General features: G+C 70.5%; 12 protein-coding genes. 6 read left to right on the plus strand and 6 right to left on the minus strand.

From position 1 onward, the window contains the following. Positions 1-280 precede the first annotated feature (280 nt). Positions 281-982 carry an IclR family transcriptional regulator gene (locus ABD256_RS22480; RefSeq protein ID WP_215542726.1) on the minus strand — a complete coding sequence of 234 codons (702 nt, stop codon included), beginning with the start codon at positions 980-982 and terminating at the stop codon, positions 281-283. Between the two features lie 190 nt (positions 983-1,172). Here ABD256_RS22480 and leuC point away from each other — a divergent pair, with 190 nt between their 5' ends. The 4 genes from leuC to ABD256_RS22500 all read left to right on the plus strand — a co-directional run bounded on the left by leuC (position 1,173) and on the right by ABD256_RS22500 (position 7,082). Further along, complete coding sequence (leuC, locus tag ABD256_RS22485) at positions 1,173-2,633, plus strand: 3-isopropylmalate dehydratase large subunit (RefSeq protein WP_344422086.1); 1,461 nt, start codon at positions 1,173-1,175, stop codon at positions 2,631-2,633. 45 nt (positions 2,634-2,678) lie between these two features. Beyond that, entirely contained in the window at positions 2,679-3,269 is a 591-nt protein-coding gene (leuD, locus tag ABD256_RS22490; protein ID WP_344422089.1) for a 3-isopropylmalate dehydratase small subunit, read from the plus strand. A 254-nt stretch (positions 3,270-3,523) separates the two neighbouring features. Further along, positions 3,524-4,174: an HU family DNA-binding protein gene (locus tag ABD256_RS22495; RefSeq protein WP_344422092.1), complete on the plus strand. Its 651-nt coding sequence runs from the start codon at positions 3,524-3,526 to the stop codon at positions 4,172-4,174. A 112-nt stretch (positions 4,175-4,286) separates the two neighbouring features. Beyond that, positions 4,287-7,082, plus strand: coding sequence for an AfsR/SARP family transcriptional regulator (locus ABD256_RS22500; protein WP_344422095.1), 2,796 nt, complete (start codon positions 4,287-4,289; stop codon positions 7,080-7,082). Between the two features lie 148 nt (positions 7,083-7,230). Here ABD256_RS22500 and ABD256_RS22505 read toward each other — a convergent pair whose 3' ends face one another. Genes ABD256_RS22505 through cofC form a run of 3 tightly spaced genes read right to left on the minus strand, consistent with a single transcriptional unit; the run spans position 7,231 to position 11,120 of the window. Further along, positions 7,231-8,202 carry an NUDIX hydrolase gene (locus ABD256_RS22505; RefSeq protein ID WP_344422098.1) on the minus strand — a complete coding sequence of 324 codons (972 nt, stop codon included), beginning with the start codon at positions 8,200-8,202 and terminating at the stop codon, positions 7,231-7,233. Beyond that, on the minus strand, positions 8,199-10,415 hold the full coding sequence (locus ABD256_RS22510; protein ID WP_425546497.1) for an RNA degradosome polyphosphate kinase: 2,217 nt from the start codon (positions 10,413-10,415) through the stop codon (positions 8,199-8,201). The genes ABD256_RS22505 and ABD256_RS22510 overlap by 4 nt, the downstream gene beginning before the upstream one ends. A gap of 57 nt (positions 10,416-10,472) precedes the next feature. After that, entirely contained in the window at positions 10,473-11,120 is a 648-nt protein-coding gene (gene cofC, locus ABD256_RS22515; protein WP_425546498.1) for a 2-phospho-L-lactate guanylyltransferase, read from the minus strand. Positions 11,121-11,241: 121 nt separating this feature from the next. On the opposite strand from cofC, the gene ABD256_RS22520 reads away from it, so the two are divergent. Beyond that, positions 11,242-12,036 (plus strand): lysophospholipid acyltransferase family protein, encoded by a 795-nt coding sequence (locus ABD256_RS22520; RefSeq protein WP_344422104.1) that lies wholly within the window; start codon positions 11,242-11,244, stop codon positions 12,034-12,036. Further along, positions 12,036-13,052, plus strand: a complete 1,017-nt coding sequence (locus ABD256_RS22525; protein WP_344422107.1) for an NAD(P)H-dependent glycerol-3-phosphate dehydrogenase — start codon at positions 12,036-12,038, stop codon at positions 13,050-13,052. The genes ABD256_RS22520 and ABD256_RS22525 overlap by 1 nt, the downstream gene beginning before the upstream one ends. 599 nt (positions 13,053-13,651) lie before the next feature. Here the strand turns inward: ABD256_RS22525 and ABD256_RS22530 are convergent. Together ABD256_RS22530 and ABD256_RS22535 are read right to left on the minus strand one after the other, a co-directional pair. After that, on the minus strand, positions 13,652-14,128 hold the full coding sequence (locus tag ABD256_RS22530; protein ID WP_344422109.1) for a cysteine dioxygenase: 477 nt from the start codon (positions 14,126-14,128) through the stop codon (positions 13,652-13,654). A gap of 291 nt (positions 14,129-14,419) precedes the next feature. Next, positions 14,420-14,833 carry a glutamine amidotransferase-related protein gene (locus ABD256_RS22535; protein WP_344422112.1) on the minus strand — a complete coding sequence of 138 codons (414 nt, stop codon included), beginning with the start codon at positions 14,831-14,833 and terminating at the stop codon, positions 14,420-14,422. Positions 14,834-14,842 lie beyond the last annotated feature (9 nt).

Below are 14,842 nucleotides of genomic sequence, written 5' to 3' on the forward strand. Positions count from 1 at the left end.
GTCAGATTCCCCGAAGGCGCCCTTCACGGACCAAGGCCCCGGGCGGCTCCACGCATCCGCCACCCACCTCACCGGAACCGACGCGCACACATCACTGTGGCCTTCAGGGACCGCAACGCCCCTTTGCTTTCCCTCGCGGCCTTCGGGGCATCGGACCCCGCGGCGGCAGGGATGCGATCCGCCGAGGGATCCCATCGCGGGCGCGGAACGCATTCCCTGGTGACCGCCATGACGGCACTGCCGGACACCCTGCCCTCAGCGGAAGGCCACCGTGGAGGAGTCAGAGGCGTTCCTGGAGCGCGTCCGCGGCGGCGAGCAGGTCCGCGGCCCAGCGCGCGCCCGGCTTGCGCCCGATGCGTTCCACCGGCCCGGAAACCGACACGGCGGCGACCACCGTGCCCGACGAATCCCGTACCGGCGCGGAAACGCTGGCGACCCCCGGCTCACGTTCGGCGACGCTCTGCGCCCAGCCGCGGCGGCGGACCTCCAGCAGCGTCCGCTCGCCGTAGACCGCGTCCGACAGGATCGTGCGCTGGGTATGGGGATCCGACCACGCGGCGAGCACCTTCGCGCCGGAACCCGCCGTCATCGGCAGCCGTGATCCGATCGGCACGGTGTCGCGCAGGCCGCTCGGCGGCTCCGCGGTGGAGACGCACACGCGCTGCACGCCGTCGCGGCGGTAAAGCTGCACGCTCTCCCCGGTGATGTCCCGCAGTTTGGGCAGTACCGAGCCCGCCGCGTCGAGCAGCGGATCGGTGCTGCCGCCCGCCAGTTCGGCGAGCGCGGTGCCCGGCCGCCACCGGCCGTCGGGTCCGCGCCGCAGCAGCCGGTGCACCTCGAGGCCGACGGCGAGGCGGTGCGCGGTGGCGCGGGGGAGGCCGGTCCTGGTGCAGAGTTCCGCCAGCCCGCAGGGATCTTCGGCGACCGCCTGCAGGACGGCGACCGCCTTGTCCAGAACGCCGATACCGCTGTGCTGAGTCAAAGGGCTATGCTGTCCCACGAAGCGATACTAACGTCTCGAAGTTTGGGATGTCCAGATTCTGGGAAAATCGGACCCGAGGCGCCCGTCACGCGGCTCGCGCCGTGGGCGATGCCCCCGAGTTCCTTTGCTCCCAAGACCGATTCAACGGATGTCCCGGGACCTCACGGGACCTCGTTGGGAGGAGCGAAAGATGACCGCCACCGGTGGCCGCGCAGTGTCGGAGAAGACCGCGCCGGGAAAGACGTTGGCCGAGAAGGTGTGGGACGCGCACGCGGTGCGCCGGGGCGAAGGCGCCGAACCGGACCTGCTCTTCATCGACCTGCACCTGGTGCACGAAGTCACCAGCCCGCAGGCGTTCGACGGGCTGCGGCTCGCCGGCAGGCCGGTGCGGCGCCCCGATCTCACGATCGCGACCGAGGACCACAACGTGCCGACGGTGGACATCGAGCTCCCGATCGCCGACCCGGTTTCCCGCACCCAGGTCGACACGCTGCGCCGCAACTGCGCCGAATTCGGCGTCCGGCTCTACCCGATGGGCGACGCGGAACAGGGCATCGTGCACGTGATCGGGCCGCAGCTCGGCCTGACGCAGCCGGGGATGACCGTGGTGTGCGGCGACAGCCACACCTCGACGCACGGCGCGTTCGGCGCGATGGCGTTCGGCATCGGCACTTCCGAAGTGGAGCACGTGCTGGCGACCCAGACGCTGCCGCTCCGTCCATTCAAGACGATGTCGATCACGGTCGACGGCACGCTGCGGCCCGGTGTCACCGCGAAGGACATCATCCTGGCGGTAATCGCGAAGATCGGCACCGGCGGCGGGCAGGGCTACGTGCTGGAGTACCGGGGCAGCGCGATCGAAGCGCTGTCGATGGAAGCCCGCATGACGGTGTGCAACATGTCGATCGAGGCGGGCGCCCGCGCGGGCATGATCGCCCCCGACGAGGTCACGTTCGCCTATCTCGAAGGCCGTCCGCACGCGCCGAAGGGGGCGGACTGGGACGCCGCGGTGGCTTCGTGGCGCGAGCTCCGCACCGACGACGACGCCGAGTTCGACGCCGAGGTCCACCTCGACGCCGACGAGCTGACGCCGTTCGTCACCTGGGGCACCAACCCGGGGCAGGGCCTCCCGCTGGGCGCCTCGGTGCCGGACCCGGAGCGGATCCACGACGAGAACGAGCGTTTCGCCGCCGAGAAGGCCCTGTCCTATATGGACCTCAAGCCGGGCACGCCGCTGCGTGAGATCGCCGTGGACACCGTCTTCCTCGGCTCGTGCACGAACGGCCGGATCGAGGACCTCCGGGCCGCTGCGGACGTCCTGAAGGGCCACCAGGTGGCTTCCGGAGTCCGGATGCTCGTGGTGCCCGGCTCGATGCGCGTGCGGAAGGCCGCCGAAGCCGAAGGGCTCGACGAGGTCTTCACCGCGGCGGGCGCCGAGTGGCGTCAGGCCGGGTGCTCGATGTGCCTCGGCATGAACCCGGACCAGCTCGCCCCCGGCGAGCGCAGCGCGTCGACCTCCAACCGCAACTTCGAAGGCAGGCAGGGCAAGGGCGGCCGGACCCACCTGGTGTCCCCGCTCGTCGCCGCCGCGACCGCCGTGCGCGGCACCCTTTCCTCGCCGGAAGACCTGCTCGCGGGCGCCACCAACTGAGCAGCCAGCTGAGCGATCCGGCCCGAACCCGAACGGAGACCCACCATGGAACCCTTCAAGACCCACACCGGCATCGGAGTGCCCCTGCGCAGGTCCAACGTGGACACTGACCAGATCATCCCCGCCGTCTACCTCAAGCGCGTGACCCGCACCGGGTTCGAGGACGGCCTGTTCGCCGCCTGGCGCGGTGACGAGCAGTTCGTGCTCAACCAAGACGCCTTCAAGCGGGGCTCGGTACTGGTCGCAGGACCCGACTTCGGCACCGGGTCCTCCCGCGAGCACGCCGTCTGGGCGCTCATGAACTACGGCTTCCGCGTGGTCATCTCGGCCCGCTTCGCCGACATCTTCCGGGGGAACTCCGGAAAGCAGGGCCTGCTGGCCGCCGAGTGCGAGCAGTCGGACGTCGAGCAGCTCTGGAAGGTGCTCGAGAACGACCCCGGCGCGGAGGTCTCGGTGGACCTCGAGGCGAAGACCGTACGGGCCAAGGACTTCACCGCGCCCTTCCGGATCGACGACTACACCCGCTGGCGGCTCCTCGAAGGGCTGGATGACATCGCTCTCACGTTGCGACACGCGGGGGACATCGACGAGTTCGAGTCGCAGCGGCCTTCCTGGCTGCCGGTGACCACCGGCTAGTGGCACCCGATCGGGTACGGATTCCCTGCTCAGCAAGGGAATCCAACCCCGCCGGGGGTCGGTCCGAACCGGCCTGAAACCGCGCCGCAGGGCGCCGAAAAGGGGCCCCGAGGGGGTCCCTCAAGAGGCGGAACAGGGCTTCCGTCAAGGAAAACTTCCGCGCGCCGTTTGGAATTTGTGCTGCATTGGTAATACCGTGTGCGCAAGTCGGCCGACGTGGGCCGTGTAGAAGTAGTTCTTCTTGGAGGACTGGAATGGCCAACAAGGCCCAGCTGATCGAGGCGCTCTCCGAGCGTTTGGGCGACAAGAAGGTTGCGTCCGAAGCTGTCGACGGTCTCGTCGACATCATCATCCGTACGGTCAACAAGGGCGAGAAGGTGAACATCACCGGCTTCGGTGTGTTCGAGAAGCGCGCCCGCGCTGCCCGTACCGCTCGTAACCCGCGTACCGGTGAGACGGTGCGGGTCAAGAAGACCAACGTGCCCGCCTTCCGCGCGGGCACGACGTTCAAGGACGTGGTCAGCGGCACGAAGAAGCTGCCGAAGGCCACCGCCGTGAAGCGGGCGACCGCCACGACCCGGGCCACCGGCACCGCGGCCCGCGCCACGGCCACCCGCACCGCGGGGACCAGGGCGGCCGCCAGCCGTCCCACCGCGAGCCGCAGCACGACGACGCGCACGCGCGCCACCACGACGCGCGCCACGGCGACCCGTGCCACCGCGACGAAGGCGGCTCCGAAGGCCGCGGCGAAGGCCGCGCCCAAGACCGCCGCCAAGGCGACGGCCGCGAAGGCGACCGCTGCCAAGAAGCCGGCCACCAAGGCGGCTCCGAAGGCCGCGGCGAAGCCCGCTGCCAAGGCGACCGCGGCGAAGAAGACCACCGCCGCCGCCAAGAAGAAGAAGTAAGCTTCTCGAGAGCGACTTCTCGGCAGGGCCCCGCGCAGTGCGCGGGGCCCTGCCGCTCGTTCGGGGGTATGTTGTCGCCAGTCAAAGACCGCGGCAACAGACTAGGGGGCACATGGCAGGCGACATCGAGATCCGCCTTCTGGGGCCGTTCAAGGTCATCGTGTCCGGCACCCCGGTCGTCCTCACCAGCGCGCGCCAGCGGGCGCTGCTCGCGACGCTGGCGCTCGCGGCGGGCAGGCTCGTGTCGATCGACGCGCTCGGCACCCGGGTGTGGGGTGAGCAGCTTCCGGAACGGGTTCGCGGCAGCCTGCACACCTACGTGATGCGGCTGCGGCGGCTCATCGGAGATCACGCGGTGGTCACCGAAGCGGAGGGCTACCGGCTCGACATCGAGCCCGCGCGCGTGGACGTCCACCGTTTTCTCCGGGTGCTCGAAGAGGCCGCGGGGCAGCCGGCGTCCTCCATGGAGCGTGCGATGCTCGGCGAGGCATTGGCGCTGTGGGCGGGTACGCCATTGGAATCGGTGCCCTCTCCGGTGCTCGCCGATGAATGGACGCCGTTGCTCGTGGAACGGTTTCTCGTCGCCGTCGAGCGGCGAATCGATCTCGATACCGGGGTCACCGCCGACGCCGATCTGGTGCGCGAGCTGACGGAGCTGACCGGCAGGCACCCGTTGCGGGAATCCCTTTGGGAGCGGCTGATCAAGGCGCTCGCGCGCGCGGGCCGCGGCACCGAGGCGCTCGCGCGGTACGCGAAGCTGCGGGAGCTGCTCCTCGACGAGCTCGGCGTGGAACCGGGGCCGCGACTGCGCGGGCTCCACCTGGAACTGCTGACCAGCGACGAAGAACCGGCGCGCGAATCGCTCCGCTCGCGCCCGCAGCAGCTTCCCTACGACATCGCGCGGTTCACCGGGCGCCAGGCCGAACTCGCCGAGCTGGACCGCTTTCTGGCGAACCACACCGGTGACTCCACCGCGATCGCGGTGATCGAGGGGACCGCTGGCGTCGGCAAGACCTCGCTCGCGGTGCACTGGGCGCACGCGGTCAGGGGCCGGTTCCCCGACGGGCAGCTCTTTCTCGACCTCCGCGGGCATTCCGACCGGATCCCGCTGCAGCCCGACGCGGCGCTGGGCACGCTGCTGCGCGCGGTCGGCGTCTCCGCCGACTCCATTCCCTCCACTGTGGAGGAACGGTCCGCGATGCTGCGCACGAGGCTGTCGCACACCCGGATGCTCCTGCTGCTCGACAACGCGCACGACGCGAGCCAGGTCCGCCCGCTGCTGCCGGGTTCGGGCAACCTCGTGGTGGTCACGACGAGGAGCCAGCTGCGCGGCCTGGTGGCGCGGGAGGGCGCGCACCGGCTGAGCCTGCACTCGTTCGACCGCACCGAGGCGAACGCGTTGCTGGCGAGCAGTGTGGGGCGGGGCAGGCTCGCCGCCGAGCCCGACGCCGCCGCCGCGCTGACCGAGCTGTGCGGGCGGCTGCCGCTCGCGCTCGCCCTTGCCGGGGAACGGGTCTCGCGCTTCTCCGAGATGTCGATCTCCGCGGTGGTGGACGAGCTGCGCGAGCAACGGCTCGACGTGCTCCGCGACCCGCACGACGACGGCACCGATCTCCGCGCCGCGTTCTCGTGGTCCTACAAGGCGTTGCGTCCCGGCGCGGCGAAGATGTTCCGGCTGCTGGGGAACTATCCGGGGGTGGACATCGGCCCCGCCGCCGCGGCCGCGCTCTACGGCACCACGGTCGTCGAAGCGCGCTCGCTGCTCGACCAGCTCGCCGCGGCGCACCTGCTGAACCAGCCGAGGCCGCGGCGATACCAGTTCCACGACCTGCTCCGGGTTTACGCGGCGGAGCTCGGCGAACGCGGTGACGCGGCACAGGATCGGCGCGAAGCGTTCGGCAGACTGGCCGACTGGTACCTCGCGGTGGTCGCCGAAGCGACGAAGTGGGTGCGCGTCGATCTGGTCACCGAGGACATCAAGGTGCCGCCGATGCCGGAGCCGAGGGTCGAGTTCGCCGATCTTTCCGAAGCCGTCGCGTGGTACGCCGACGAGCGCGCGTCGCTCGTGGCGATGGTGGGCACGTTCGCCGATCTCGGCTGGGTCGGGCGGACCTGGCAGCTCGCCTGGCTGCTGCGCGGGTTCTTCGCGCAGCGGCACGACCAGGACGACTGGATGGAGACCGCGCGGCTCGCCGTCGAGGTGACCGCGACCGGCAGCGATCCCTTGGCGCGCCAGTACGCGGCGATGAACCTCGGCACGGTGTACCTGGTGAGTTCCCGCATCGAAGACGGGATGCGCGCGCTCGACGACGGCCTGCGCGCGTCCGGCGAAATGGGGGGCAGCGCGCTGACGGCGGGGATACTGAGCAACATCGCGGGCGCCTACTACCTTCGCAAGGAATACGAGCAGGCGCGGCTTTACGGCTGGCGCGCACTGGACAGCGCGCGCCGCCGCGGGCAGGCGAACTACGTGGCGCACGCGTCGGTGAACCTCAGCGCGAGCTGCATCGGGCTCGGCAGGCACGAGGAGGCGGCGGGCCACGCGCGGGTCGCGCACGAGGCGTTCAACGAGATGAACGATCTCTACCATTCGGCGCTCGCGCTCGGGAACCTCGCCGAGGCGCTCTACGGCACCGGCGACCTCGCCGCCGCCGAGGAGCACGGGCTGCGGTGCCTCGCCAGGATGCGGGATCTCGGCGCCGACTACGGCGCGGCGGACGTGCTCATCACGCTAGGCCGCGTGATGAGCACGTCCGGCAGATCCGGCGCCGCTCGCGCCTTCTGGCGCGAGGCGCTGGAAACGTGCCAGGCGCTGAAGGACCCGCGCGCGGCGGAGATCCAGGCGCTGCTCGACTCGCTTCCGGCGGATCCAGCGGATGCAACCCGCGCGGATGCGCCGCACCCCTAGACCGGCGCATCCGCGGCGAAGCGGTTGCGGGGTCCAGTACACCAGCGCGGACTGTCAGGTTGCTGTCATCAAATGAGCGACGAACCGGACATATCGGGCTCTTGTTGCACCGTGGGTAATGGATTACACGCGGTCCGTTGAACCGTGTTCAACCACGCGCGGATTTCGGTGCGGGGAGGGCGCTCGGGAAGTACGTGGCCGCCACCAGACGGGGCCCGTCCGGGCCTGCGGGCGGCAGGAACGACAGCAGCCACACCGAGCCCTTCTTGCTCGCCACCGACCCGCCGTGCGCGGTCGGCAGCGTCACCCCGTCCCGGTCGGCGAGCGCGGCGACCACGTCAGGGATCACCCCGCCCTGGCTGGAGACGACCGGCACGCCGCCCTTGCCGACGATCAGCAGCAGCCTGGACAACCCCGTCGAGGGGTCCTTCCAATAGCCCTCTTCGGACAGCAGCGATTCGTGTTCGATCTCCGCCCCGAGGTCGTCCGCGACGCCCTGGACCGTCTGCACGCACCGCAGCCTCGGCGCCGAGTACACGCGGTCCGGCCCGAACGCCTTCGCCACCTGGCGCACACCGGCGGCCTGGCGCAGCCCGGCGTCCGACAGCGGGCGGAGATCGTCGTCACCGAGCCATTCGTCGCGCTTGCCCGCCTTCGCGTGCCGCACGAGCAGCAGCGTGGTCAGGCCGGGCGGCAGGGTGCGGAAGGTGCGCAGGACGTCGACGTCGGTGGCGCGCGTCAGCACGGTTTCCGCCTGCTCCGGCGAAAGCCAGCGCAGCGCGTCGACCTCTTCGTTCAGCTCGAACTCGCCGCCGCGCGCTTCGGCGCTGAAGTAGTCGACGACCTTCGGCGCGGTCTTGCCGTCCTTCGCGGGCATGTCGTAGCGGACCGCGCCGAGGTGGCGGCCGAGCACGGCGTCGAACCCGGTCTCCTCCTTGACTTCGCGGACCGCGGCCGTCGGCACCGTCTCGTCGTCCTCGAGCTTGCCCTTCGGCAGCGACCAGTCGTCGTACCGCGGGCGGTGCACCACCGCCACTTCGACGTCGTCCGCGCCCCCGGCTGCCCCGCCGCGGCGCCGCCACAGCACCGCACCCGACGCGTGGATTTCGGGATGGCTCATCCGGTCGCACCGTGCTTCTCGATGAGTTCGGCCTGGTGGTCGCGCACCTTGGAGCCGTCCGACGGCGACGGCGCCCATTCGCCGGTGGAGGTCAGCACCCAGCAGCGGGTCACCGGGTCGAGCGCGGAGTCCAGCACGTGGTCGAGCTGCGCGGTCAGCCTCGGGTCCTTCACCCGCACCATCGCCTCGATCCTGCGGTCGAGGTTGCGGTGCATCATGTCGGCGCTGCCGATCCAGTACGACCCGCCGCCGGTGAAGTGGAAGATCCGCGAGTGCTCCAGGAAGCGTCCGAGTATCGAGCGCACCACGATGTTGTCGCTCAGCCCGGGCACACCCGGTTTCAGCGCGCAGATCCCGCGCACCACGACCTCGACCGGCACACCCGCCATCGACGCGTGGTAGAGCGCGTCGATGATCTGCTCGTCGACGAGCGAGTTGCACTTGAGCCGGATCCCGGCAGGCCGCCCCGCCTTCGCGTGCTCGATCTCCTCGGCGACCATGCCGAGTATCCCGCGGCGGATCCCGTGCGGCGAGGTCAGGATGTTGCGGTAGGCGTCCTGGCGCGAATAGCCGGTGAGCACGTTGAACAGGTCGGTCAGGTCCGCGCCGATCGTCGGGTCCGCGGTGAGCAGGCCGACGTCCTCGTACAGGCGCGCGGTCTTCGGGTTGTAGTTGCCGGTGCCGATGTGGCAGTAGCGCCGGATCGTCGAGCCCTCCTGGCGGACCACCATGCACACCTTGCAGTGCGTCTTCAAGCCGACCAGGCCGTACACGACGTGCACGCCCGCGCGCTCCAGCGTCCGCGCCCAGGTGATGTTGGCCTGCTCGTCGAAGCGCGCCTTGATCTCGACGAGCGCGACGACCTGCTTGCCTGCCTCCGCGGCGTCGATCAGCGCGTCCACGATCGGCGAGTCGCCGGAGGTGCGGTACAGCGTCTGCTTGATCGCCAGCACCTTGTCGTCGTGCGCGGCCTGCTCGATGAACCGCTGCACGCTGGTGGAGAACGAGTCGTACGGGTGGTGCACCAGCACGTCGCCGCCGTCGCGCAGCGTGCCGAACACGCTCTTCGGCGTTTCGCGCTCGCCGAACGCCGGGTGGGTCGCCGGCACGAACGACGGGTACTTCAGCTCCTTGCGGTCCACACCGGACAGCTGCATCAGGCAGGTGAGGTCCAGCAGGCCCGGCACCTCGACCACGTCGTGCGGGTCCACCTCCAGCTCGCGCAGCAGCAGCTCCAGCATGTGCTCGCTCATGTCCTGCGCGACCTCGAGCCGCACCGGCGGGCCGAACCGGCGCTGCGCCAGCTCGCGTTCGAGCGCCTGGAGGAGGTCCTCGTCGCGGTCCTCCTCGACCTCGAAGTCGGCGTTCCTGGTCACCCGGAACACGTGGTGCTCGGTGACCTCCATCCCGGTGAACAACTCGCCGAGGTGCGCCGAGATCAGGTCCTCCAGCGGCAGGAAGGTCGCCTCGCGCGCGCCGCGCTGCTGCTCGATGCGGATGAGCCGCGGCACGTTGTTCGGCACCTTGACCCTGGCGAACCGCTCGGTGCCCGCGTCGGGATCCCGCACCGTGACCGCGAGGTTGAGGGACAGGCCGGAGATGTAGGGGAACGGGTGCGCCGGGTCGACCGCGAGCGGGGTCAGCACCGGGAAGATCTGGTCGCTGAAGTAGTTCGACAGCCGAAGTCGCTCGCCGTCGTCGAGGTCGGTCCAGCTGACGATCCTGATGTCCTCGTCGGCCATGGCGTTGCGGAGGCCGCCTTCGAACGCCTCGGTGTGCCGCTCGACCAGGTCCTGGTTGCGCTTGGCGATGTAGGCGAGCTGCTCGCGCGGGGTCAGCCCGTCGGCGCTGCGCACGGAAAGGCCGGTTTCGTCGCGGCGCTTGAGCCCCGCCACCCTGACCATGTAGAACTCGTCCAAATTGGACGCGAAGATGGCGAGGAACTTGGCCCGCTCGAGCAGGGGGAGCGAGGTGTCCTCGGCCAGCGCGAGCACGCGCGCGTTGAAGTCCTGCCACGACAGCTCCCGGTTGAAGTACCGGTCGTCTGGCAGATCGGTCATCGGCGCCACCGTCGCGGGGGTGACCGCGGGCGGTGCGGAGGGGACCGCGTGGATCTCCTGTACGCGGCCCACTTCCGTCGCCCGCCCGCCCGGAATGTCACGCTGCCGGACAGGTGGGGGGTTCGCGCTCTGCTCGTCGTTCACAGTGGGCATTGTTCCGTACTCGCGGCCGAGATGCCCGTACCGAGATTCGACAGGTCGGTGAACTTCCTAACCGAGCAGGCACAGTTCGCCGACCACGGCGGCGGTGCGGGGACCGAGGCCGAGGTTCCTCGCGAGCACGAGATCGTCCGCCGTGTCCACGTCGCTGCGCAGTGACGGCGCCGTCACGTCCAGCGCGACCGCGCCGGAAGCCACGTGCGCGCTCGCCGATCCTTCGCCGAACCGGGGTTCGAGCCCGCCGCCTGCCGAGGACAGCAGCAGCGTGGTGCCGGTGCCCTGCCGGTCCGCGGTGAACGCGCGCCTGCCGTCGGCCTCCGCGATCGCGGCGTCGAGGTCGTCGGGGAGCAGGGAAGGCAGGTCGGCCTGCAGCGCGCCGATCACCGCGTGAGGATCGTCACGCCGCAGCTCTCGCGCGCCCTGGCGCAGGGCCGCGTTGAGCCCGCGCGGCCCGTTTTCGGCCACGATCTCCACGCCGAGCTCGCGCAGGCCGACGACCGCGGCGGGGTCCGAAGCCACCACGAGAACCCGGCGCACCCGCCTGCTCCCGGTGGCCGCGGCGAGCGTGTCCGCGGCCAGCGCCAGCACCAGCGCCTCGTGATCGCCGTCTCCCGACGGGTAGCCGAGGCCGCCGCGCAGCCGGGACTTGCCCGCGCGCGGAGGTTTCAAGGGGACGACGAGGTCCACGTCAACTGCCACGTCGTCCATCTTCCCCAAAACGTGCTCCTCGCGCCGCCAACCCACCCTTCCTTTACCCTCGCCGGGGCAAAAGGGCAGGATCAACGGGATCGGCGTGAGCCGGGGAAACCGAGGAGGAGTCTTGGCGAGGCGTGAGAAGGGCGGGTTCTGGGTCGGCGCCGCCGCGGCACTGTTCTATCCGGTCACCGCGATCGGCAAACGTGTCTACCGGAACAAGGAGCGCATTCCCCGGCAGGGGCCCGCGCTGCTGGTGCTGAACCACGTGTCGCACATGGACCCGGCCGTGGACGCGGTGTTCGTGCACCGGCAGAAGCGGGTGCCGAGGTTCCTCGCCAAGGAGAGCGTCGCCACCGCGCCGGTCTTCGGCAAGATCTTCCTCGGCTCGGGCGGCATCCCGGTGTACCGGGGCTCGGCGAGCGCAGGCGACAGCCTCCGCGCGGCGCACCAGGCCCTGCGCGAGGGCAAGATCGTGGTGATCTACCCGGAGGGCACCATCACGAAGGACCCCGACGGCTGGCCGATGCGCTCGTTCACCGGCGCCGCGCGCCTCGCGCTCGAAAACGACGTGCCGGTCATCCCGATCGCCCGGTGGGGAACCAACGAGATCTTCAACGGCTACACCAAGAAGTTCCGGCCGTTCCCCCGCAAGACGATCACGCACCTGGTCGGCGAGCCGATCGACCTGTCGGAGTTCCGGAACGGGAACACGCGCAGCGCGTCCGGGCTGCGGAAGGTCACCGACGTGATGATGGGCGAGATCGTGGCGCTGCTCTCGGACATCCGGGGTGAGCAGCCGCCGTCCGCCGTCGGGGAAAGCTCGGAGCGGGCCGGTTCCGACGGTCCGGATCTTGGCAAGTCGGACCTCGGCAAGGCGGATCTCGGCAAGGCCGGGTCCGAAAAGGCGGACGAGGCCTGATGGCGGTCGCCGTCCAGCGCGTCACCGTGCTCGGCGCCGGGTCGTGGGGCACCGCGTTCGCGAAGGTGCTCGCCGACGCGGGCCGCGACGTCACCGTGTGGGCCCGGCGCGCCGAGATCGCCGCCGAGATCAGGGGCGAGCACACCAACGCCGGGTACCTCCCCGGCGTGGACCTGCCGCCCCGCCTCACCGCGACCTCCGATCCGGCGGCGGCGCTGGACGGCGCGGAGGCCGTGGTGCTGGCGGTGCCGTCGCAGAGCCTGCGCGCGAACCTGACGTCGTGGACGGGACTGCTGCCGCCGTCGGCAATCCTGGTTTCGCTGGCGAAGGGCGTCGAACTGGGCACGCTCAAGCGCATGAGCGAGGTCATCTCGGAGATCTCCGGTGTGCCGGACGGTGGCGTGGTCGTGGTCTCCGGGCCCAACCTGGCCAAGGAGATCGCGCACGGCCAGCCCGCCGCGGCGGTGCTCGCCTGCGCCGATCACGACCGGGCCGTCGCGGTGCAGCAGGCCAGTTCCACCTCGTACTTCCGGCCCTACACCAACACCGACGTCGTCGGCGTCGAACTGGGCGGGGCGTGCAAGAACGTCATCGCGCTGTCCTGCGGGATGGCGGCGGGGATGGGCTTCGGCACCAACACCATGGCGACGCTGATCACCAGGGGGCTCGCCGAAATGGCGCGGCTCGGCACGAAGCTCGGCGCCGACCCGCTGACGTTCGCCGGGCTCGCCGGCCTCGGCGACCTGGTGGCCACCTGCTCGTCACCGCTTTCGCGCAACCGCTCCTTCGGGGAACGGCTCGGGCGCGGCGACACCCTGGAAGAAGCGCAGCGGGCCGCCGGGGGGCAGGTCGCGGAGGGCGTCATGTCGTGCTCGTCCATCCGCGAGCTGGCTTCGTCGTTCGGTGTCGACATGCCGATCACCGATGCGATGCACCGCGTCTGCCACGAGGGCATCGACCCGCGCCGCGTAGGCGCCGAACTCCTTGGCCGCGAACAAAAACACGAATGGTCGTAGCCGCTTGACGGGTCGCGGCCGGGTTTCGCGATGTCCCCGAAGGGGCCCTTCGGGGACCTGGGGGTCTCGAACTCGGCCCTCGTAGGACCTTGCGCTGCCCAGTGGGGTTTCCGCGTGCTCTTATAGGGGGCGGGGCTCGTCGCGCATTCCCTGAAGGGGGCCGTCGGGGAATCTGACGCCGTGAAGGGTCCCTTCGGGGCATCAGGGACGACGCGTTCCGTGCGGTGAGGGGCGAGGTTGCGGCGTTGGATGCCCCGAAGGCGTCCTTGCGGGCATGTGCTGGGATTCCGGCAGCTCGCGCTTCTTTCTCGCTTCCGCGTTCGCGCGCCGGAAGGGGCTTTCGTAGACGTGAATGCCGTGGATGCGGCCCCCGTGAGCCTTTCCGCTCCCGCGCTTGCTCTTGGGCTCGCGTCCATGCCGTGAAGGGAGCCTTGAGGGAATCTGGTGCCGTGAAGGTTCCCTTCGGGGCATCGGCATCGCAGTTTTCCGCGCTGCGAAGGCCGAGATCGCGGCGTCAGATTCCCTCAAGGACGCCTTCAGGGACCCAAGCGGCAGCTTCCGACCGGACGCGCGCCGTGCCCCGAAGGCACGCGAACGACCTAACGGGCGACGGGGCCGGTGAGGGGATCGAGGTCGTAGGTCCGCATCTCGCGCCCGCCCCGGTAGACGTGCACCGAGATCGCCGGGTCCGGCCCGTCGTTGCGCACCTGGTGCACGTAGCCGGGCCCGAACACGCGCGACTGGCCGGCGGTCAGCGAGTGGACCTCGGTGACCACCCTGCCGTCCGGGGCGCGCCTGCCCACCGTCTCCGTCAGCAGGCCGCTGACCACGGTGAACGCGCCCGAGGAGTGCGCGTGGTCGTGCAGATCGGTGTGCTGGCCCGGCAGCCAGCTCATGAGCCAGATCTCCTGCTGCTCGTCCGAGGAGACGAGCGCGGAGAACCGCTCGTCGGGGTCGTAGCGGAGCAGGCCGCGCCAGCGGTCGCGATCGGCGGCGAATTCGAGCGCGACCCGGACCGGGTGGCGCTGAACGGGGTTCTCGGTGGTGACAAGCGTGTTGTCGGGAACGGCGAACATGAGGCGTCCTCGTGGAAGGAGAAGGGTCGACGGGCCGGGGCTGGGTTCACCGACAACAGCGACACGACGCACACGAAACCGGGCGAAGGTCGTCGGACCTCCGCCGCACGGTCACCTGGCGCGCGAACATGCGCTCAGAGAACCAGCCGCGACCAGCCAGGTCAACCCGTCCCAGTAAGTGAGCTCGCCGCGTGTTCGACCGCCGCCGCGGCCCACGCCCTGACGAACGGGTGGCCGTCTCCCAGTTCCGGCTGGAAGAGCGTGGCCAGGAAGAACGGGTGCGCGGGCAGCTCACCGGTACCGCTCGACGGTCCGGTCCACGCCGAGCACCCGGTGCGCCAGCGAGCCCGGCTGGATCTCGACGACGTCTTCGTGCCCGTCGAGTGAGCACGCCAGCGCGACGATGAGCGGATCCTCGGCGCCGGGGCTGTTCTCCGCGTGCGAGGCGTGGCGGATGCCGCAGACGTCGCGGGCGATTTCGAGCACCGCGTGCTGGAACCCCGCGCAGGTGCCGAGGAACGGGATCCGCTGTTCGCGCGCGATCCTGGCCGCGGTGATCGCACCCGCCTCGCTCCGGTAGGGGCCGCCGGGCACGAGCCAGATCGCGTCGAAGCCCGCGAGCGCGGGGAGGAGCCCCGGGCGGTCATGCGGCCATCCTGACGCGGTGTCGAGTTCAGCACCAACGATGATCCGTGGTCGCGGCACAAGCGGTAC

Source organism: Amycolatopsis minnesotensis, assembly GCF_039529815.1.
GTDB classification, from domain to species: Bacteria; Actinomycetota; Actinomycetes; order Mycobacteriales; family Pseudonocardiaceae; genus Amycolatopsis; species Amycolatopsis minnesotensis.